This window comes from Paenibacillus sp. 22594 (assembly GCF_052044425.1).
Lineage (GTDB): Bacteria > Bacillota > Bacilli > Paenibacillales > Paenibacillaceae > Paenibacillus_AQ.
Map to the genome: position 1 here is coordinate 68446 of NZ_JBQENA010000012.1, position 21854 is coordinate 90299.

Annotated in this window: 15 protein-coding genes; 2 read left to right on the forward strand and 13 right to left on the reverse strand. The window is 50.6% G+C overall.

What is annotated here, in order from left to right; translation table 11 throughout:
* Positions 1-200 precede the first annotated feature (200 nt).
* From ACTJKB_RS27250 to xylA, 8 genes are all read right to left on the reverse strand, one after another.
* Positions 201-2603: a glycoside hydrolase family 95 protein gene (locus tag ACTJKB_RS27250; RefSeq protein ID WP_440837460.1), complete on the reverse strand. Its 2403-nt coding sequence runs from the start codon at positions 2601-2603 to the stop codon at positions 201-203.
* Between the two features lie 112 nt (positions 2604-2715).
* Positions 2716-4464, reverse strand: coding sequence for an ABC transporter substrate-binding protein (locus ACTJKB_RS27255; RefSeq protein ID WP_440837461.1), 1749 nt, complete (start codon positions 4462-4464; stop codon positions 2716-2718).
* 198 nt (positions 4465-4662) lie between these two features.
* Positions 4663-5562 carry a carbohydrate ABC transporter permease gene (locus ACTJKB_RS27260; RefSeq protein ID WP_440837462.1) on the reverse strand — a complete coding sequence of 300 codons (900 nt, stop codon included), beginning with the start codon at positions 5560-5562 and terminating at the stop codon, positions 4663-4665.
* Between the two features lie 13 nt (positions 5563-5575).
* Entirely contained in the window at positions 5576-6556 is a 981-nt protein-coding gene (locus tag ACTJKB_RS27265; RefSeq protein WP_440837463.1) for an ABC transporter permease, read from the reverse strand.
* 127 nt (positions 6557-6683) lie between these two features.
* Positions 6684-8456 (reverse strand): sensor histidine kinase, encoded by a 1773-nt coding sequence (locus tag ACTJKB_RS27270; RefSeq protein WP_440837464.1) that lies wholly within the window; start codon positions 8454-8456, stop codon positions 6684-6686.
* A 151-nt stretch (positions 8457-8607) separates the two neighbouring features.
* Positions 8608-10149, reverse strand: coding sequence for a response regulator transcription factor (locus tag ACTJKB_RS27275; protein WP_440837465.1), 1542 nt, complete (start codon positions 10147-10149; stop codon positions 8608-8610).
* Positions 10150-10240: 91 nt separating this feature from the next.
* Positions 10241-11737 (reverse strand): xylulokinase, encoded by a 1497-nt coding sequence (gene xylB / locus ACTJKB_RS27280; RefSeq protein WP_440837466.1) that lies wholly within the window; start codon positions 11735-11737, stop codon positions 10241-10243.
* A gap of 128 nt (positions 11738-11865) precedes the next feature.
* Positions 11866-13185: a xylose isomerase gene (gene xylA, locus ACTJKB_RS27285; protein ID WP_440837467.1), complete on the reverse strand. Its 1320-nt coding sequence runs from the start codon at positions 13183-13185 to the stop codon at positions 11866-11868.
* 393 nt (positions 13186-13578) lie between these two features.
* Between xylA and ACTJKB_RS27290 the strand changes: the two genes are divergently transcribed.
* Both ACTJKB_RS27290 and ACTJKB_RS27295 read left to right on the forward strand, forming a co-directional pair.
* Entirely contained in the window at positions 13579-14739 is a 1161-nt protein-coding gene (locus ACTJKB_RS27290) for an ROK family protein (protein WP_440837468.1), read from the forward strand.
* Between the two features lie 132 nt (positions 14740-14871).
* Positions 14872-15069 carry a hypothetical protein gene (locus ACTJKB_RS27295; RefSeq protein ID WP_440837469.1) on the forward strand — a complete coding sequence of 66 codons (198 nt, stop codon included), beginning with the start codon at positions 14872-14874 and terminating at the stop codon, positions 15067-15069.
* Here ACTJKB_RS27295 and ACTJKB_RS27300 read toward each other — a convergent pair.
* From ACTJKB_RS27300 to ACTJKB_RS27320, 5 genes are all read right to left on the reverse strand, one after another.
* Complete coding sequence (locus ACTJKB_RS27300; protein WP_440837470.1) at positions 15050-15463, reverse strand: GNAT family N-acetyltransferase; 414 nt, start codon at positions 15461-15463, stop codon at positions 15050-15052. The two genes, ACTJKB_RS27295 and ACTJKB_RS27300, sit on opposite strands and share 20 nt — an antisense overlap.
* A 98-nt stretch (positions 15464-15561) precedes the next feature.
* Positions 15562-15795, reverse strand: a complete 234-nt coding sequence (locus ACTJKB_RS27305) for a glutaredoxin family protein (protein ID WP_074085007.1) — start codon at positions 15793-15795, stop codon at positions 15562-15564.
* Positions 15796-15888: 93 nt separating this feature from the next.
* The gene (gene trxB, locus ACTJKB_RS27310; protein WP_074085008.1) at positions 15889-16830 is read right to left on the reverse strand and encodes a thioredoxin-disulfide reductase; all 942 of its coding nucleotides are present in this window, start codon (positions 16828-16830) and stop codon (positions 15889-15891) included.
* Positions 16831-17034: 204 nt separating this feature from the next.
* A complete protein-coding gene (locus ACTJKB_RS27315; protein ID WP_440837471.1) occupies positions 17035-18990 on the reverse strand; it encodes a heavy metal translocating P-type ATPase in 1956 nt (651 codons plus the stop codon).
* Positions 18991-19365: 375 nt separating this feature from the next.
* Complete coding sequence (locus ACTJKB_RS27320; protein WP_440837472.1) at positions 19366-21840, reverse strand: GH36-type glycosyl hydrolase domain-containing protein; 2475 nt, start codon at positions 21838-21840, stop codon at positions 19366-19368.
* Between the last annotated feature and the right edge of the window lie 14 nt (positions 21841-21854).

Below are 21854 nucleotides of genomic sequence, written 5' to 3' on the forward strand. Positions count from 1 at the left end.
TCTTAGAGCATCTTCCCATCGTAAAATCTTGCTATATATTCTCTATTATCGGTTCGTTACGGCCGCAGAATAAGGCCCCCAACTAAAGAATGTCCTGAGTATATAGGATATAAATCCTGATTATTGCAAAAAAAACTGCTTCCTGGCAATTCCTCTACCAGAAAGCAGTATACAATGTCCGCCGCCATATTGTCATGGCTTCAGTTCTGCATGAATTCGCTTCTACAGCGTGCGATAATACTGTCTCCAGCCTTCATGTACAGTGGGCTTCCAGGTTCCGCCACCGTCCCGCCCTGAAGCTGTAGCTTCAGCTCACGCGAATAGCTCAACCGGCATAAGCTATCCTGCCCGGCTGTAATCTTGGCAGAGACAAGTACATGATCCTGCCACTCGATATCCACCACGAAGCCCCCCCGGGCTCTGAGCCCCTCTACCCGGCCGTTTTTCCATTGATCCGGCAGTGCGGGCAGCAGGCTGATTTCACCCAGATGGCTCTGCAACAGCATTTCCGCAATCCCTGCAGCAGCTCCGAAATTCCCGTCAATCTGAAACGGCGGATGGGCATCGAACAGGTTCGGGTACACGGAACGGGTTAGCAACGTACGCACAAAACCGTATGCGGCGGCTCCATCCTTTAGCCTGGCGTATAGATTGATCAGCCAGGCACAGCTCCAGCCGGTGTGGCCTCCGCCGGAGGCGATCCGCTTCTCCAGTGACAAACGGGCGGCTTCCAGCAGATCCGGAGTTTCCTTCTCATTAATCATATTCCCGGGATACAGCCCGTACAAATGGGAGACATGACGGTGTCCCGGCTCAGACTCGGTGAAATCCTGGAACCACTCCTGCAAGCGCCCGTCCCTGCTGATCTGCAGAGGGAACATGCGGGCAGCCGTCTCTTCCAACTGAAGCTGGAATTCTTCGTCAACAGCGAGAATATTAGCGGCTGTAAGGCAATTTCCGAACAATTCGCGGATTAGGCTCATATCCATAGCCGAGCCCATAGAGATACTGCACGGCCGGCCATCCTCCGTTACAAAACGGTTCTCCGGCGAGGTAGAGGGATTCGTAATCAGCATGCCATCCGGCCCTTCCGTCAGCCAGTCCAGACAGAATAACGCCGCCCCTTTCATCAGCGGATATGCCGTCTGTGTAAGGTATTCGCGGTCCGGGTTAAACGCATAATGTTCCCACAGATGGCTGCTGAGCCATACCCCGCCCATCGGCCAGAAGGCCCAGCTGGCATCCCCGCCCGAAGGGGATGAATGACGCCACAAATCCACATTGTGATGGGCAACCCAGCCACGGGCCCCATAATGAATAGCGGCTGTTCTTGACCCGGTGACACTGACCTCACGAATCAAATCGATCAAAGGTTCATGACATTCACTTAGATTGCAGACCTCGGCCAGCCAATAGTTCATCTGTGCATTAATATTGGTGGTATAGTTGCTGTTCCAAGGCGGTGTCAGATGATGGTTCCATATTCCTTGCAAATTGGCAGCCTGCGTACCCGGCCGGGAACTTGCCATCAGCAAATAACGGCCATATTGAAATAAAAGAGCCTCCAGTGCCGGATCGGCCTGACCTTCCCGGTATGCGGCTAAACGCTGGTCTGTCGGCAGCACAGCTGCTTCCCAGCCCCCGAGATTGAGGTCCACGCGGCGGAAGATTGCCTGGTGGTCATCCACATGACGTTGCCGCAGTTCCTCATGCGACCTCTGCGCAGCCGCCGATAATCGCTCTGCACAAATTTCCGCAGGACTTGGAACTTTTGTAGAAATTTCAGCCAGGTCGGTGCGGATATGCGCCGCCTTTTGCTTCAGCTCTTCGTAAGTTGTGCCCGCCGCAAGCAGCAGTACTGCGCTGTCCGCGCCGGAGATTACAAGCTTTCCGTCCACTTCCTGCACACTTCCGCCGGTAACCTTCGCCTCCAGCTGCAGTTCAAAGCCAATACCCAGTCCCTCCTCATACTGGACCGGGTACGGATGATCCCCAAAATAATTATCGGCTACATACGTAGGACACTGCCCGCGCATCGTCAGCGTTTGCTGTCCGCTGCTTTGTACACTATGTTTCAAGAGGCTATCCAATGTGATGACCAGCTCAAGCTTCCCCTTTATCTCACTTGCCACCCGAACCACGCAGACTCCATCCGGAGCGCTGATAAAAGCCTCACGGGAAAATGTACAATCATCCGTTCGATAGGACACGGTGGCAATGCCGTTGTCCAGATCCAGATCCCGGCGGTACCCCTCAGTATTCTCCACTCCCGGATGCTCCAAATACAGATCGCCCAGCGGTAAATACGGCTGTGTGTTTACACCAAGCATACGCGTGTTAATAAGATCCTCAGCCTCGCCATAGTTGCCTTCCGAGACCAGCCCGCGCACTTTCTTCAAATAACGCTGAGCTTCGTAGTTGTTGCTGTCACGGGGAAACCCTGCCCATAATGTATCCTCATTAAGCTGAATGCGCTCCTTGGCTGCTCCGCCGAACACCATAGCTCCCATATGCCCGTTGCCGAGCGGCAGCGCTTCTTCCCAGACCGCCGCAGGCTGGTCATATTTCAATATCCAGGTGTGTGCTTTGCTCTCCTCCGCCATTCCCTCTCCTCCTCCAAGTCCCTAACTACAGGCAAAAGGCCCTGACCAAAGTCGGGCCTTTGCTTTACATTAGCAGATAGCAGATAAATGCTTCAATTACTAATTTGTTAGATTACAAATCCTTGCCAGTCCACAGGGATACTCTTGCTTTTACGAGATCAGTGTATTCTGCTTCCATCTTTTCAGCACCGGCTTTGTTCAGCTCAGCGATGAATGCGTCGTATACCTTGTCGAAGTCAGCTGGTTTGGACAGGATGGCTTCAGGGATACGTTTACGGATAATATCCTGAGTTTTCTTGAAGGTAACCTGATAATCGCCATCTGTAGGAGTAGGCATGTTGTACAACGCGCCCCATTCCTTAACCGGGAAGTCGGATTCCTTAGGGAACAAGTCCTTCCATGTTGTAGCTTTGTAAGCCTTCAAGGTTTCTTTCTCAGCATCTGAATATGCAGCTACGATTTGTTCAGGGAAGTTAGTAGTGTAGTAGTTGCCTGTGGAATCCTTCACACCGTCACCATAGTGAGCAGTCAAAGCTGTGTACAGGCCAATACCTGTTTCTTTGGCAAAATTGTTAGCGTCATCTGTTTTCTTCTTTTGAACATCAGCAGGAATTTCACGTTTGCCGTCTGCGTTAACAGTATATTGTTTTCCTTCAATCCCCCAGTTCATCAGCACCTGGCCTTCGTCAGAAGCGAGCCAGTCCAGGAATTTAATGGCGCGAACCGGATCTTTACAAGCGGTAGTAATGGAAATTCCAGATGCATCAACACCTGCAGATTGGAAAGAGTGGTCTTTGTACTCATCGGTCAAAGTCACAGGGAAATGAGCATAAGTATACTCGTCTTTGCCTGCTGCCTTCAGAGCATTCTCACCGTCTTGGTATTCCCATTCCTGGGAGATCAGACCGAGTACGCGTCCGCTGGCCACTTTAGCTTTATATTGGTCATCTTTTTGTACAAAAGTATCTTTGTCCAGCAGCCCTTCGCTGTACATGTGATTCAACCAGCGGAAATATTCTTTTTCAGCTGGACGTTTGTAGTGAAGTTGTGCTGCGTATGTCGTTGGATCTACATAATATTCACCATCATCCGGTGCGCCGGTAGTAATGAATGCAGGGTTGGTAACGGTAATCATGATTTTCCAGTCGTCTGCATTCAAGGTGAGCGGAATGGTTGGCTGACCGTCGGTTTCCGGATGTTTGGCTACATAGTCTTTAAGTACCTTTTCATAATCTTGAACGGTCTTCACTTGAGGATATCCAAGTTCTTTCAGTACACGCTGCTGAATTTCAAAACCGCCTCCGGCGTCAAAGGATTGTTGGTCAACCCCGGCATTTGTAGGAATGGAGTAGATTTTTTGATCGTCTTTGCTGTATTTCAACCGCTTCATATTATCGCCGTAGACCTTTTTCAAGTTTGGCGCATACTTGTCGATCAAATCTGTCATATCGATAATCAGGCCTGCATCAACCAGTTTACTAAGATTAGCTTTAGGAAAGATCAGATCAGGCACGTCACCGCTGGCTGCCATCAGAGAAATCTTTTGTTCACCGCCGCCGCTGCCTACATCATATTCAGCATTCAGGGTTACACCGGTTTTTTCCGTAATCACTTTACCTACTTCATCCTGCATTTTGTTCCAGTTAGGGCTGGCATCAGCACCGAAGAATGAGAATGTAACAGGGCTGGTATCTGCAGTTGTATTCGCTGCACTATCGGTCGCCGTTGCAGTTGACGAATTATTTCCGGTGTTAGCCGCATTTTTGTTGCTGTCAGCATTATTGTTTCCGCCACAGCCAGCAATCAGCATGGAGCTCATGAGCATGAGCGTGAAAGCAGTCTTGATACTCTTGCTTTTCATTTTTTATCCCCCTTGTAATGTGTATTTCATCTATGCATATCAGGATAGTCCTGAATATACCATTGATAACGCTTGCAAAACCAATATAAATATAATGCCAATTATTACTCTTTGAAAAAGATCATTGGGAATGTTTCCTGATCCGTCCATAGCTGAATCAGGAAACGCGTTCCCATGTGCAATCTATTTCTTATCGGCCTACGCCTTAACTGCGCCTAACGTCATACCGCCAACAAAATACTTTTGCAGGAACGGATACACCACAAGAATTGGCACTGTAACTACGATGGTAATAGCCATCTTGATGGATTCAGGCGATATTTGCGCCATCTGTTTCGCCATATCATTTGCATTTACCATGCCGCTGCCCTGGTTGGTTGTTGCCAGCACCTTCATCAGCTCATACTGGAGCGTAGTCAGATGCGGCTTATTGCCATTATACAGATAGGTGGAGAACCACTCATTCCATTGTCCTACAGCCAGGAACAAAGTGATTGTTGCTAGTACTGGCATACAGAGCGGCATGATGATCTTGTAATAAATCACGAAGTCATTGGCGCCGTCCAGCTTCGCTGATTCCTGCAGGGCGAAAGGCAGTCCGTCCATGAAGGAACGGATGACGAACACGTTGAAAGCAGAAACCGCACCCGGCAAAATGTAAATCCAGAACGTTCCAATCAGATTCAAATCTCTCATCAGAATGTACATAGGTACCATACCGCCAGAGAAATACATCGTCATTGCCAGGAAATACGAAACAAATTTCCTTGCTCTGAACTCCGGACGGCTTAGTGTAAAGGCCAGCATCGAAGAGCTTATAAGCCCTAGAATCGTACCGGATACAGTTCGGAGAATAGAGATTTTGAAGCCTTGAATCAGCCCCGTGTAGCTGAAGATCTGTTTATAGTTCTCAAGCGTCAGAACCCTCGGCCAAATGTAAATGCCCCCTCGGACGGTGTCTGTAGATTCATTTAAAGAAATCGCGAGCACGTTCAAGAAGGGATACAACGTCACGAGCATTATGATCCCAAGAAAAATGTATAGAAAGATGTCGAACACACGTTCAGACTTTGTCATTTGAAAAGCTTTGCCTGCCACCCTTATCCCCTCCTTACATGATGCTTTCTTTAGTGAATTTCTTCATAACACCGTTGGCTGTAAGCAGCAAGATTACACTGACTACCGAGGTGAACATGCTAATGGCTGTACCATAGGAGAACCGCCCGATCTGAATCCCGTACTTAAGTGCATAGATATCCAACACTTCGGAATAATCGGTAACGAGGTTGTTGCTGAGCTGGAACTGCTTTTCGAAGCCAATACCGACCAGATGTCCAATGGACATAATCAGCAATACCGTAATAGTGGTACGAATACCCGGCAAAGTAATATTGAACATTTGCTTGATTCTTCCGGCACCGTCTACTTTTGCAGCTTCATAGAGTTCTTTATCGATCCCTGTAATCGCTGCCAAATAGATAATCGCGTTCCAACCCGTTTCTTTCCACAGATCCGCTGCCGTTACAACACCCCAGAACATCTTGGCCTTCGCCATGAACTGAATCGGCTCATCAATGATATGGAGATGTGTCAACAGATCGTTGACAATCCCTCCGTCGATCGCGAGTGTCTTATAAACAATCCCGCCAACAACAACCCAGGATACAAAGTGAGGCAGATAGGATATGGTCTGAACCGTTCTCTTGAATACACTCCCCCGCAGCTCATTAAGCATTACCGCAAACATTATCGGAACAACGAATCCGAATACGAGTCCAAGTCCACTCATGGCCAGGGTATTTCTCAGAACAAGATAGAAACGTTCATCATGGAAAAGCTCCTTAAAATTCTTAAGCCCTACCCATTTCTGATCTCTAAACGACTTGATCGGTTTATAATTCTGAAATGCCATCAACCATCCCCATAAGGGCACGTAACTGAAAACAAATACCCAGATCACGAACGGTAGAGACATCAGATACAAGTACTTTTGCTGCAGTACGCTTTTCCAAAATCCACTATTCCGTTTCGTAGGTGGGACAGGGGTTACGCTTTCATTAACTGTAACACCATTCTCCGTGAGCGCTTTCACGTTCAATATTCCCCCTTCGTTTTGTATACACATATCATAACGTACGCCACTTGGAGAGAATACCCGACAGATTTTACGTAAAATCAGTGCAAATTAGACATTCAGTGAAAGCGCTACCCTTGAGACCTCACAATCGGGGAATCGAGAAGGAGATTTCTGTTCCCGCTCCCTTTTTACTGGATATATTGAGCCCGTGTGATTCCCCGTAATATAGTACCAGACGCTGATGAACGTTACGCAGCCCGATGCGGCTCTGAGGTTCCTCCTCTGCCTGGGAGATGACAGAGACAATCTCGGTAAGACGCTCCTCCGTCATCCCGATTCCATCGTCGGTAACACATACCTTAACTTCATCCTCATGGAGTGATATGCTGACATGGACATGCACCGTGCCTGCTTTGTTCTCCAGCCCATGAACCACCGAATTCTCAACCATAGGTTGAATGATCAGGGGCGGAATCAGAATATCTGCGGCTTTGGTATCGAACTCTATCTCATATTCCAGCCGCTCTTCATAGCGGAACTTTTGAATCTCCAGGTACGAACGCATCATTTCCACTTCTTCTTTGATCGGTGCCCGGTCCCGGCCCACTTCCAGGTTTTTACGCATAAGCTTGCCCAGCAGCCGCACAATGTTGGCGATCTCCTTCTCCCCCTTAAGGTGGGCATTCATACGGATCGATTCCAGCGCATTGAACAGAAAATGCGGATGAATCTGACTCGCCATCATTTTCAGCTTGATCTCTCTCTGGGCGATCTCCAGCTTGTTGTTTTTCTCATTGCTCTCCACGACTTGAGACAGCAGTCGGTTAATACTGGCTACCATATAATTGAATTGGCGAGAGAGTTGGCCGATTTCATCGGTCCCGTCCATTTGCGAGACTACGTTCAGATTGCCGAGGGCGACCTGATTCAATTGACGGCTCAGCCGCAGCAGACGATTGGTCATTAGAAAAGAAATAACATACACCAGTACGAGTGCAATTAGCAGGACACCACCAATGATCAGCAGCCCCAGAAGACTTACCTTGTTCGCGGAGCTCAGTATGCTCTTGGTCTCAAAGACAGAGATTACTTTCAGCCGGCTTACACTAAGCTGTGGTCTGATCTCATCGACGATTACATAAGAATCCTTGCCCTTGACTGTTGTGCGGATGACATTTTTGTCCGTTTTCTTCAGATCCATCCCGATATCAAACGCGGCGAGTGTGCTGCCCACCAGATGCGGATTCTTAGCGGCCACAATATATCCCTGCTCATCCGTAATAATCGTCTCAAACGGCTCCTGGTAGAGCATCTGGTTCAGTTCATCCTGTACCACCTGCACCATCAATATTCCCGTTTTCTGATATTCGGGGTAAAAAACTTGCCGGACCAGACTGAGCTTGTTGATCGTTCCTTTTGTACTGTTGATATAGGCCTCTTTGTCCGGGATATACATCCAATTAAGACCCGGGCCCTCCATGGCACTTTTATACCAGTTCTTCGATTTGATCTCTGGAGTCAGCGGAGCGATAGACATGTTATCTACAAGCGTAGGGTTATCTATAAAAAAGCGGATGTTGGATATCTCCCTATACTGCAGAATATAATCCTGGAAATCCGTATAATTCAGATAGGCCTTCGTCAACTCCAATATGCCGGGGTATCTTGTATTGACAAGCTTTTCAAGATTACTGTCAAAATAAAGCAGATTGGAAATGTCCGTCGGCACCCGCAGTTTGGTTACCATTTGACTCTTGATCTTCTCCACATTATTTGTTGCCTGTTCAATGGCTCTGTCCAAGGCCGCACTGCGGAAATAACTGGTCAGTATAATCCCGACGATCAATACGGGGATCATCACCACAATAATATAGAAAAAAATCAGCTTGTACTTCAGCTTTAAATTATTGATCATTCGCACCAGACTTTTAATGCCAATCCCTCCTCCCAATGTTTCCGCCCAAACCATGAGAAACAGGCTGCTCCCCGCATCTGCTGCAGCATGGGAACAGCCTGTACCTCTTAACGACTATTATACAGATATATATTCATTTCAGCAGATCCATTTATTGTTCCTTACGGAAAGCGGTTGGGGACACACCGACATATTTGCGGAATTTGGCATTAAAATAATCGGAATTCATATATCCAACTCTTTCAGCAACCTCGTATACTTTCATTCCCTGATTCAAAAATTGCTTGGCCTTCTCGATTCTGACTTTATCCAAATAAGTATTAAAGTGCTCGCCTACCTGATTTTTGAACATTTTACCCAAATAAGCGCTGTTGTAATTGAAGACTTCGGCAAGCGACCCCAGCTTCAGGTTCTCATTATAGCGGCGCTGAATCAGATCGGTAATCCGTTTGATCTCGTCGCCACGGCCGCCGCTGTTCATCTGTCTGGAGATTTGCTCCATATAGTCTGCGACCTGCTTCTCCACGTCAATTAGATAATCGCTGCCGTATACCTCGCCCATGGGAGAAGGATGACTAAGGATGAAGCTGCGGAAATCCGGGTTAGCCGCTTCGAGACGGGCGATGGTACTGCTTACGATACGCATCAGACTTTCCTTGATATAGGTTTCGTCACGCCTTGCTGCAACCAGCTTGCGGACAATTTGTCCCACCAGCATGGGAATGGCCTCATTGCTTCCGGTTTCTATGGCCAGTAGCAGTTGCACCTCTACATCACGCTCGGGGTCCGGCTCCTCCTCCGGTTCCGGTTCAGGTTCCGCCCAATCATCAGGTGTTCCGCTCAGAATGATATCCTTCCGGCCAAAAAAAGCCTCTTCCAGCAGCCCGGCGGCCGCTGTAAAAGACCGTGATGCCTCCTCGGGTCCGGCTGCGCTCCCCCCTGCAGCGGCGCGGAATTCTAGTCCATATCCGGTAATGACTGCATTCAGCTTCCGCCACAAGGCGGCACGGCCGGTATCATCCTGGAGCGGTTCTTTCAGAAGGATGCCTAAATAAGGTGGCAAAGTGAATATTAATCCCGTATCCGGCTGCCACTGCTGCTCAAGTTCGCTTCTCACCTGCTCTTCACGAATATCTCCGCCCTTTTGCAGTCCCTTGAACTCCAGGAGCACGACCTCGCAGCTATGCCCTTCCAGACCAAGCTCCACAGCAGCTTCAGCCCTGACGGCATCTTCCTCCTGCGGCTGCAGCAAATGACGCAGCAAAGTATCCTCATTGCGCACAGTTTCATTGTTCTGCCATTCGCTGGCACGTTCCTCCCGGGATATGGTGTCCCGAAGCTCCTGCAAATAGGAGATCAATTCCTCTTCATCCACCGGTTTCAGCAAATACCCGTCAATGTGATAGGAAATTGCCCGTTTGGCATATTCGAAGTCCGCATAACCGCTAAGGATCAGCACATGACAGTTAGCGTTTTCTTTACGCAGTTCGCCAACCAGCTCCAGACCATCCATGCCCGGCATACGGATATCTGCAATTATCAGCATGGGTGCAAGTGTCCGGAATTTATCAAGTGCTTCCAGGCCACTCGCAGCTATCCCGACTACAGTATAGCCATGCTCCTCCCATGGAATCAGTGTTCGCATCCCTTCCCTCAGTTTGGGCTCGTCATCTACAATCAGCACTTTTATCATCTGCGGTCAACCCCTAAGGCAGAATCCCGGAAGGCCCTTACGGACCTTCCGGCAATTCCAAGATATAGGCCCGAGCTTGCCCAGGCTCTGACTATTTACGGTATTGTGCCAGTTTATCATTTAGTGAACGTGTTTGCCCATAAACTTCCTGATACAGCCCAAACAATCCATCATAGGTTGCGGCTTGCTGAGCATTCGGTTTATACACTTCTGCAGGACGGATGAAGGCTTCTGCGCATTCACCGAGAGATGCGAACCAGCCGGCGCCATAAGCTGCCAGCATAGCCGCACCCATAGCCGGTCCCTGCTCGCTCTCCAGCTTGATAATCGAGGCGTTAAAAATATCCGCCTGCATCTGCAGCCAGGCTTCATTCTTGGCACCTCCGCCAATCGCTACAACCTCGGTAATTTCCTTGCCGGAGTCACGCACAATATCAATAGATTCCCGCAGCGAGAACGTAATTCCCTCCAGCACCGAACGGGTGAAATGAGCCAAAGTATGCCCGGAATCCATGCCGATAAAGCTGCCGCGGATATTAGGATCCGGATGCGGAGTGCGCTCACCGACAATGTATGGTGTGAACAGAAGGCCGCCGCTGCCGGCTGGGATGGAATCGACTCCTTGAAGCAGTTCATCAAAGCTTTTGTCCCCTGCAAAGGTTTCTTTGAACCAGGTGAGGCTATAACCAGCAGCCAGTGTAACCCCCATGATGTAATAGGCATCCTTCTCCCCATGGTTGAAGAAATGGACCTTGCCTTCTAGGTTCAGGTCTTTATTGCTCTCATAGGACAGCACCACACCGGAGGTCCCGATGCTGCACATGGTCCGGCCTTCACCAAGAATGCCGGCACCGAGTGCACCACATGCGTTGTCTGCGCCACCGGCGAATACTTTGGTGGAAGGGAGCAGGCCGGATGCTTCAGCAATTTCCGGAAGCAGCGTGCCGGTCTGGTCGAATGATTCCACAAGCTTCGGACAAAGGGATACCGGCAAGCCGAAGGCCTCAGCGATTTCCGCACTCCATGTTTTGGAGGCCACATCCAGCAGCAGTGTGCCTGCGGCATCGGAATAATCCATGGCGTAATCACCTGTCAGCCGGTAACGAACATAATCCTTCGGCAGAAGGAATAGCTCAGCCTGTGCCAGCACCTCCGGCTCGTTCTCCTGCACCCACAGAATCTTAGGCAGAGTGAAGCCTTCCAGAGCACGGTTTCTGGCAATTTCGATCAGCTTGGCGCCGAGCGTCTTCTCGATCTTCCGGCATTGCGCCGTAGTCCGGGTGTCGTTCCAGAGAATCGCCGGACGCAGCACCTTGCCTTCACGATCCACCAGCACCAGTCCGTGCATCTGGCCGGAGAAACTGATGCCGTCCACTTGCGACGGGTCCACTCCGGATACTTCAATCAGACGGTGTAAGCTGACCAGCGTCCCCTGCACCCAATCCTCAGGATTCTGCTCACTCCAGTTCGGCTGGGGACGGCTTAAGGGATAGGATTCGGAGTGCTCAAAAGCCACCTTTCCCTGCGGGTCTACCAATACAGTTTTTACAGCACTGGTTCCAAGATCGACACCGATTACATATTTCATCGTTATCCTCCTCAAAATTGCTTGTCTATTCAATAGAAAAGGGGCTGCCGAAGAATGCTCTCTTCAGCAACCCCCGTTGCGTTAGTGATCTGCCAGTCTACGGACAGTGCCGGAAATCCGGTGTAAACTTACTCAGCTGTCAGGATGTACTGGTTCAAAGTAGCTCTGAGCAGCTCTTGACGTCCGGATTGGTTCGGACGCGGAGTTTCATTGTTCAATGCATAATCAGCCAGCGAAGCCAATGTTGCTTTGCCGGATACGATGTCAGCGCCTACGCCTTCAGTGAAGCTGCTGTAACGTTTAGCGATGAAGTCCTCGAATACGCGGTCTTCAATCAGCTTAGCGGCAACTTTCAGACCCTTGGCATAGATGTCCATACCGGAGATGTGTGCCAGGAACAGATCCTCAGGCTCGAAGGAAGGACGGCGTACCTTGGAGTCAAAGTTAATTCCGCCTTTACCCAGTCCATCATTCTTCAGCACTTCATACAGGGTCAGGGTAGCATCGTAGATGCTTGCAGGGAATTCATCTGTATCCCAGCCGAGCAACGGATCGCCCTGGTTCGCATCCAGCGATCCCAGCATGCCGTTGATGCGGGCTACACGCAGCTCATGCTCGAAAGTATGGCCGGCAAGTGTCGCATGGTTAGCTTCAAGATTCAGCTTGAAGTGTTTATCAAGGTTGTACTTCTGCAGGAACGCGATCGTTGTTGCTGCGTCGAAGTCATATTGATGTTTGGTAGGCTCTTTCGGTTTAGGCTCGATCAGGAACTGGCCGTCGAAGCCGATTTCCTTAGCATAGTCTACAGCCATGCTGAACAGGCGGGCAATGTTGTCTTGCTCAAGGCCCATATCTGTATTCAGCAGAGTTTCGTAGCCTTCACGGCCGCCCCAGAATACATAGTTGTCAGAGCCTAGACGTTTACCGACTTCCAGACCTTTCTTAACCTGTGCAGCTGCGTGTGCATACACATCAGCGTTGCAGGTGGAGCCTGCACCGTGCATATAGCGCGGGTTGGTGAACATGTTGGCAGTGTTCCACAGCAATTTTTTGCCGGATGCTTTCATGCCTTGTTCAAGAATGTCTACGATGGTATCGATGTTGCTGTAGAACTCGCGCAAAGACGCGCCTTCAGGAGCGATATCCACGTCATGGAAGCAGTAGTACTGCAGATCCATTTTTTCCATGAACTCAAATGCTGCTTCTGCACGGGCTTTTGCCTTGTCAATCGTGTTCAGCTTATCCCAAGCGCGGACTGCAGTTTCAGCGCCGAACGGATCTGCGCCGCCAGCTGTTAGTGTATGCCAATAAGCCATTGCAAACTTCAGGTGTTCTTCCATGGTTTTGCCGGCTACGATTTCTTTCGGGTTGTAGAATTTGAATGCATAAGGGTTGGTGGAACGGCTTCCCTCGTAAGAGATCTTGCTCACTGATTCAAAATAAGCCATTTGTGTAATCCTCCTCGATATTTTGCTTTGTCCGCAAGCGTTTACAGCATCATCTTAACACATCTTTTTGACTTTGTATATTGGTTAAACAAAGTTTTTTACGACTTTTTATTTCGACGGATTTGACCGCCGGTCAGCCCCTTCCAGCAATCAGCTCTCTTATTCTTCACTAACATAAAGTACCCTCCGGCCCCGACGTCTATGCGTTTATTACACTAGGCTCGTAGTCTTGCAAGCACTAGTTTGCCTCTTCCGCTTCCCCCTTGTTTGCCATGATTGCAAGAACTCTTACAGCCTAAACATATCCAGCGCCACTGTTGCATTTTACCGCGCATCGCACTAGACTAAGTGGCATACTCTTATGAGAACGTTGCCAAGAAGGAAGTGTAGTTTGTGAAGGTTACGGGTGATCAGGCGCTGGTCAAAAAAATCAATAAATCGATTATTTTACATACGATTCGGATGCAGTCTCCGGTATCGCGGGCCCGGGTATCCGAAATGACCGGACTGAACAAAGCCACCGTATCCAATCTCGTGGCCGAGCTCTGCGGGCAGGAACTGGTCACCGAGGCTGGGCCGGGCGAATCAAGCGGCGGCCGCAAACCGCTGATGCTGCACTTCAACAGTATGGCTGGCAGTGTAATCGGTATCGAACTGCAGGTGAAGCAGCTGAAGGCGGTCTTATGCGATTTGGACGGCAACATTCTTCACGAATTGGACCGTCAGTTGGAAGTGCATGACCTGTCTTATGTATTGGACAAAATGAAAAGCATGATCTCGGAGCTGATTGCAGCAGCCCCTTCCTCGCCTTACGGCATAGTGGGGATTGGGGTAGGGGTGCCAGGGATGGTGGATGAGCATGGTGTGGTGCTGTTCGCACCCAATCTGGGCTGGGAAATGGTGGATCTGCGGGGGATTCTGGAGCAGTCTTTCGAAGTCCCGGTTACGATCGACAACGAGGCTAATGCAGGCGCGCAAGGGGAGCTGAACTTCGGAGCGGCGCGAGATGTGCGCCATCTGCTCTATATCAGTGCAGGCTCGGGGATTGGTTCTGGAATTATTATCGGCGGAGAGCTGTACAAGGGGGCACGCGGATATGCCGGAGAGACTGGCCATATGACCATAGAGGCGGAAGGCAAACCCTGCAGCTGCGGCAGCCGGGGATGCTGGGAACTATACGCTTCAGAGAAAACTTACGACAATCCCGGGCTGGCGCTGCCTGCCCGCAGCACATCCGAGCTGGTCCGGCATGCACTGGAGGGGCAGGAAGACACATTGCGCCATTTCAATACCATCGGCGAATATCTCGGGATCGGCGTTACCAATCTTATTAACAGCTTTAACCCCGAGCTGATCGTGATTGGCGGTGCTCTATCTGAAGCCGAACCTTGGCTGGGCGAGCCGCTGCGCAGAGTGGTTGCCGAGCGGACCCTTCCGTATCATAAGCAGCAGCTCGAAATCATCTTTTCACGGCTGGGCAGCCGCGGGACCATGGTCGGGGCGGGTTTTTCGGCAGTGATGCATTTCCTTGGAAACATCCGGGTGACGCTCTAGGCAAAATTGACGTAAAATTGCCGCAATTATAGTGGCAGCAGTACAGAAAAAGGAAGATCAATCCTTTATAATAGGGGATAAAAGTGTGATAAATGTCACTACAATCCTTTTTTCTGAATGGAGAGAGAGTCCATGACTTATGTTGATACGTCTGATATTTCAGCGCAGATGTTCATCACTGTGCTGCTGCTGCTGCTCATCATCGCTCCACTCATTAGCCTCGGCGTTCTACGCCTGTTCCAGTCGAAAAAAAAATCAGGATTGCTGCTTATTACCTGCGGAATTGCTGTCTATGTCCTTTTTCAAATCATTATGTATATTTACAGCTGAACCGCTCCACCCCCGGGTACTTCTCGCCCAAACTGCTAATCTTAAATCCGCAATGGCTATAAAAACCCACAGCTTCCCGGTCCGTCTCAGCCTGAAGCGTTTCGATGCCACCGCATTTCCGGAGTTCTCCGATCATTGCGGCACCAATTCCACGGCCCCGCCAGCGGGTCTGAACGGCGATATGCAGGATTTCCGCTTCCGTTCCCGGACCTCGCCGGATGCCGATCAGTCCCGCCAATTCACCATCTATGAAGGTGCCCTGCAGTTCCCGTGAATCATCAGCTAGATAGCGGTCCACTTCCTCCCGTACACGCTCATCGTCCGCCATCATGCACTCTGCCAGCAGCCGCTCTACAGCATTCCTGTCCCAATAATTGATTAAGCTGATCAACATTCTCTATCGCCTCCTTATCTAAATATTCATACAAAAAACCGCCTCCAGCGCGGAAGCGGCCCTTGTTTCCTCAAGCAGAGGAGTACCTGATCTGACGATTATACAGTGGCCAACGCCTTGTCGAATTGGGTTTTGTTCATGCCAACGATTTTGAAATCGCCGATGACGGTTACAGGTACAGCCCGCATTCCCATATCCCATACCTGCTGGGCGAAATCATCATTTTGTTCGATGTTGCGCTCCTCGTAGGAGACGCCCTTCTCACTCAGGAAGCTTTTAACCTGACGGCAATGCGGACAGTTGGTCGAGGTGTACACAATTACGTTTTCCATGTTCTAATCTCCTCCTAAAAGCTTTATCGACTTACACTAAAACATCAGCTTACTATATTATAGCACCGTGGCGCCTGCAATACCAAGGACATATTACAAAATAACTGCACTGTGCTCCAGGCTCTCAATGTACTTCTCAGCATCCATAGCCGCCATACATCCGCTGCCCGCTGCGGTAATCGCTTGTTTGTAACGGGTATCCTGTACATCTCCGCAAGCGAAGACGCCGGGAATGTTGGTTTCGGAAGTGCCTGGATTCGTGACGATATAGCCGTTTGCATCCGTTGTAATCTGTCCGCCAAGGAATGCCGTATTCGGATGATGCCCAATAGCGACAAACACACCGCTGGCCTCAATGAACTCTTCTTCCCCGGTTTCATTATTAAGCACCTTGATTCCATTCACACCTCTGTCGCCGGCAGTTACTTCCAGCGGAGTGCGGTTCAGGCCCCAGGCAACCTTTTCATTGTCACGGACCCGGTCCTGCATGATTTTGGAGGCACGAAGTTCTTCACGACGGTGCACAAGAGTTACTTTGGAAGCAAAACGGGTCAGGAAGCCTGCCTCTTCAAGAGCCGAATCGCCGCCGCCGACCACCACGATCTCTTTGCCCCGGAAGAAAAATCCGTCGCAGGTCGCACAAGTGCTGACACCGCGTCCGATATTGTCCTGTTCACCCGGGATGCCCAGGTATTTAGCTGTTGCACCTGTCGAGAGAATCAAGGTATCCGTAGTCAGTGCGCCCATCCCTTCAACATTCAGCTTAAAAGGGCGTTCCCCAAGCTCTACACTGTTCACCCAGCCTGTAACAAACTTGGCACCGAAGCGTTCAGCCTGCTTGCGCATATTATCCATGAGCTCCGGACCCATGATGCCATCGGGGAATCCCGGAAAATTCTCCACTTCCGTGGTGGTGGTAAGCTGTCCGCCCGGCTGAGGCCCTTCAATAACCAATGGGTTCAGATTAGCACGGGCCAGGTAGATGGCCGCAGTCAATCCGGCAGGGCCGGTACCGATAATAATTGATTTATACATGACTATATCCTCCTTGAGATGGACGGCTAAGGCGCCGCTCTATATTTCCTTAATTAAAATTATTATAATGTAGTACTAATTATGCTCATCTCAAGGGAATCTGTCAATATGCCAGACACGATGTAATCGCTCTATTTTGTGAACAATTCAATTTTAAGCAATCTAATTTTTGGAATGGGTAAAAAATATGGATTCCGGACTTTTTCAACGCAAAAGTCTCAGTCCGTTCAGGATGACAAGGATTGTGCTGCCCTCATGGCCAACGACTCCAAACGGAAGGGCAATTCCCTGTAAAAAGTTGCTCAGCATCAAGGAAGCTATGACTGTGACGGCAAAGATCATATTCTGCTTCACGATCCGCTGGGTGCGGCGGGCCAGCTTAATCGTTGAGGCGATTTCCTCAATATTGTCATTCATCAGTACCACATCGGCAATCTCCAGTGCTGCGCCGCTTCCGTTCATTCCCATCCCCATGCCAACTGTGGCTGTAGCGAGTGCCGGAGCATCATTCACCCCGTCCCCCACCATTATTACATTTCCGTATTGTTCACGCAGTGCCTTGATATGCGTCACTTTGTCCTCAGGCAGCAGTCCTGCGAATACAAGATCCACACCGGTCTGCCCGGCTATCACTTCTGCTGTCGCCGCGCGGTCACCCGTCAGCATGGCCACCTTAATGCCCAGCTGCTGCAGCTTCCGAACCGCCGCAACCGCCTGCGGACGCACCGTATCCTGCAGCGCAATCATCCCGGCAATGCGTTCGCCGTCGAGGATCAGCGATACCGTCTTGCCTTCACTCTCCAGCTGCTTGCGGAGCGATCTCCACTGCTCATCCTGGAGTTCATTACGTTCATCCAGTAGATTGGACTTGCCGATTCTCCACAGCCGCCCTGCGATCAGCCCTTCAATCCCCCAGCCGGTAACGGATGTGCTCTCTTCAATCACATGCAGCACAAGGTGTTCTTCCTCTGCCTTGCGCACAATCGCCTCCGCCAGCGGATGGCGGGACAGCTTCTCAATCGACGCGCTAACCCTCAGCAGTTCATTGCGGTCATACTCATCTCCGGCAATAAAATCAGTCACCTGCGGAAGCCCAGCAGTCAACGTCCCGGTCTTGTCAAAAGCAACTACTGAGGTTTTCGCCATATTCTCCAAATGGACACCGCCTTTGAAAAGAATGCCTTTACGGGCGCTTTTGGAGATTGCTGACAGCATGGCTGGCATAATGGATGAAACCAAGGCGCAAGGAGAAGCCACTACAAGAAACACCATTGCCTTATAGAAGGTAGCACTCCAGCTCCAGTCCAGAACAAACGGCGGCAGTGCAATCAGAGCGATCGTCGCAGCGACCACTACACGGGCATAAATGGACTCCAGCCGTTTGATGAAGCGTTGTGATTCAGGCACCTCGGTTTCGGCTTCTTCTACCATTTTGATAATTTTTGAAAACAAGGTGTTCTCCGCAGACTTGGTCACCTCTATATAAAGCGGGCCTTCTCCATTGATCGTTCCGGCAAACACATCGCTGCCCGTACTTTTCTCTACAGGCAGGGACTCACCCGTGATGGATGCCTGGTTGACTGCCGATTCTCCCCGGTAGACCGTGCCGTCTGCCGGAATAAGCTCACCCGGACGCACAAGCAGCAGATCTCCTACAGCGAGCAGATCAATCGCTACCTCACTCATGACCCCTTTTTCGATACGAACGGCGGTGGCCGGCTTCAGAGCCAGCAGTGATGAAATATCCTTCTTGCTGCGCTCCATCGTATAGCTCTCCAGAGCCCCGCTCAGCGCAAAAATAAAGATCAGCATTGCACCTTCATTCCAGTACCCGATGGATGCAGCGCCCAGTGCGGCTGCAATCATCAGAAGGTTCACGTCCAGATCACGTTCCTTGACAAGTGTCTCCACGCCTTCTTTCGCCTTGATCCATCCGCCTACCGTGTAAGAAACCACATACAGAAGAACCGAGAATACCTCCGACCAGCCACTGACGGCCCAGGCGATCAGCATGAGTAGCCCGCTGCCAAGTGCAGCCTGCATTTCGGCATTGTGGAGCATGGCTTTGGGATCGAAACGGCGCGGCTGCGGAGTACGCGGCTGCTGCGCGCCTTCTCCCCGCGCCATGGATTTAGGCAGTTGTTTGGATGTAGCTTGCATAAGTAAATCACACTCCTGATTCATTTTTTGAAATACTGGCTGAGAATGAGAGCCATTCTTAAGGCCCTTAAAATGACACATGCTGCCCCGGCTCAGCCGGGACAGCATGGTAAATGAGAATGATAATCGTTGTTGCCATTGTACAATTTTATTTCCTTAGTGCAACTTATAGCTATAATATATCACGATCCGCAAAAAAGTAAAGCCGCAGACAGACCTGATTGGAGATGCTTATTCTTAAACCCCAGGTGCGTAATTCACCCTTTTAGGCTATTAATCTTTAACAGGATGAACAGCTATATACAGTTAACTAATATTATGTAAAAAAGCAGCCCGGTTAGATGCCGGGCTGCCTGCTGCATGGGTTTATGGAGACTATAGTGTAACTTCTACCTTTACTGCAGTTTTCCCCGGATAGGCGGGTACGATGTTACCTTCCAGCCGCTGGCCATCCACACGGATTTCCTTTACTCCCTTGCAGCTGTGAGTGCTGTTGGTCACGGAAATCTCGTACAGGCAGCCGCGGAATTTCCGGCTCACCTTGAAGCCTTTCCACTCCGAGGGAATGCATGGATCAATGGACAGTCCCTCCAATACAGGCTTAATCCCCATAATATACTGGGTTGCGGCGATATACATCCATGCGGCAGTACCGGTCAGCCAGGAAACGTTAGCCAGTCCGAACTTGTCAGATTCAGGTCCGAACAGATTGGAGGCATAGACGAACGGCTCTGCTTTGTAACGCCATAACCCGGCCTGCTCCATAGCGACGTTAGGAATCAGCTGGCGGTAATATTTGTAGGCCTGATCCCCTCTTCCCAGCAGGCATTCGGCAATAATGGCCCAGGTGTTGGCATGGCAGAAGACCGCTCCATTCTCCCCCGTGCCTTTATTATAATTGGTCAGCGGGTCCGCAGGATCCGGGAAGGTCGTGATGGAAGGATGCAGCTTCTTAATACCAAGCTCTGTATCCAGAATATCACGCACACTGTCCATAGCCTGCACGGCTTTATCCGGGTCGGCCATGCCGGACAGGGTGGCCCAGGTTTGCGCATTCAGCCAGATTTTGGCCTCGTCATGCTCGTCTGTCCCCAGGAAACGTCCGTCATCCATCACCGCCCGCCGGAACCAGCGCCCATCCCAGCCCAGACTGTTCACCAGCTGCTTCTGATTCTCGTACAGAGCTTCATAGTCTGCCACATGCTCCGGATGACCGGAGGCCACAGCCAGATCCTTCATGCGCAGAAGCACTGTTCCGAGCTGCATCGCAGTCCAGATGCTCTCCCCTTTGCCCTGGCGGCAGACCCGGAAAAGCTGGTCATTCCAGTCCGAGCGCAGCATCAGCGGAAAGCCGTTGGGTCCCCTATGAGAAACAGTGTAATCGATGGCACGTTTCAAATGCTCATATAGCGTGCCTTCACCGCCGTCATAAAAGGGAAGGCCCTCCATCAGAAACCCTGCATCGCCGGTCTCCGCGAGAATATCCCATACGGCAAGCGCCGTCCACAGATGGTCATCGGAATGAATGCTGGTCACCGGGTCCCATCCCTCATTCGGGAAGAAATAATGGTTCACATGCCCATCCTGATATTGCTGCCCCAGCAGCAAACGGACTTTCTCTTTTGCCGCCTCGGGATCAAGCGGGACGACAGCTAATATATCCTGGGCTGTGTCGCGGAAACCCACTCCCCGGAAGGTACCGGTGGCATAGAAGGAGATATTGCGTGAAAAGAGGAAGTTCCGCTGTGCCTGATACGGATTCCATAGGTTGATCATCCGCTGCGCATCTTGATCCGGCAGCTCGCAATTCCATCCGCCCAGATAATGGTCCCAGTTCTCCTTAAGTCCCGCATAAGAGCGGGTGACGAAATCCTTCTCACGCGAATGTGCGATGGCCCGCGCCACTTCTGCTTCGTTCATCGCCGTCCCGAGAAAGAAATTCACGGTGCGGGTTTCGCCGGGCTGCAGGGTCACCTGTACCTGAAGCGCACCGCAGGGGTCCCCGCCCAGGAGTGTTGAGCCCTTGCAGCCTCCTTGCTCAACGGCAACAGGATTGGACTCACTCCGGTAGCTGCCGATAAATTCTTCACGGTCACCGTCATAGCTGTACAGCGGCGCATCGGACATCATATACACCAGCGGTGTCTCGTCCGGCTTCGGCTGATTTTCCACACCGTATTTGTAGACAAGTGCTTCCCCCGGGTGATATTGCACGGATACCTGATGCTTGTTGTAGCACTGCCACTGCAGCTCCCGCATGAATTCCATCATCCCAAACTCGGCGTAGGCATACACATTCAGTATCTTCACCGCGGGACTGTTGTTGGTCAGCGTCAGATTCCAGATCAATGAGTTCTCATAAGGTCCGACAAAATAGACCGTCTGTGCTGAAATTTCATCCTCCCTCGCCTCGAAACGGGTATAGCCCAGACCGTGGCTGCTTTTCCACTCCTGCGGCTTCTGGAAGGCTGGCTCATAGGTAGGACACCAGTAACTGCCCGTTCCGGCATCCTGAAGATAAATGTAAGGACCGGAGCGGTCGGTTGGCAGATGAAAAAAACGGTAGCGGGTAATCCGCCAGATCTGGGGCGACTTATAAAAAGCGACTCCACCGCCCGCATGGGACAACATGGTATGGAACGTGCCGTTGGACAAGTAATTCATCCATGGCGTCGGCATATCATGACGCTTGAACTCCACTTCCTTCGCTTCGTCACGGAACGAGAAATACGCGTCCAGCTCCTCCTTGCGGGCAAGCTTAGCTTCCCCGGCGGTATTCGCGGCAGTCTTCTTGAGCTCTTCGCGGCCTGAATGGCCGGCTGGACTTAAGGGTCCTGGGTGCTTCATCATTGGTTTGGCTCCTC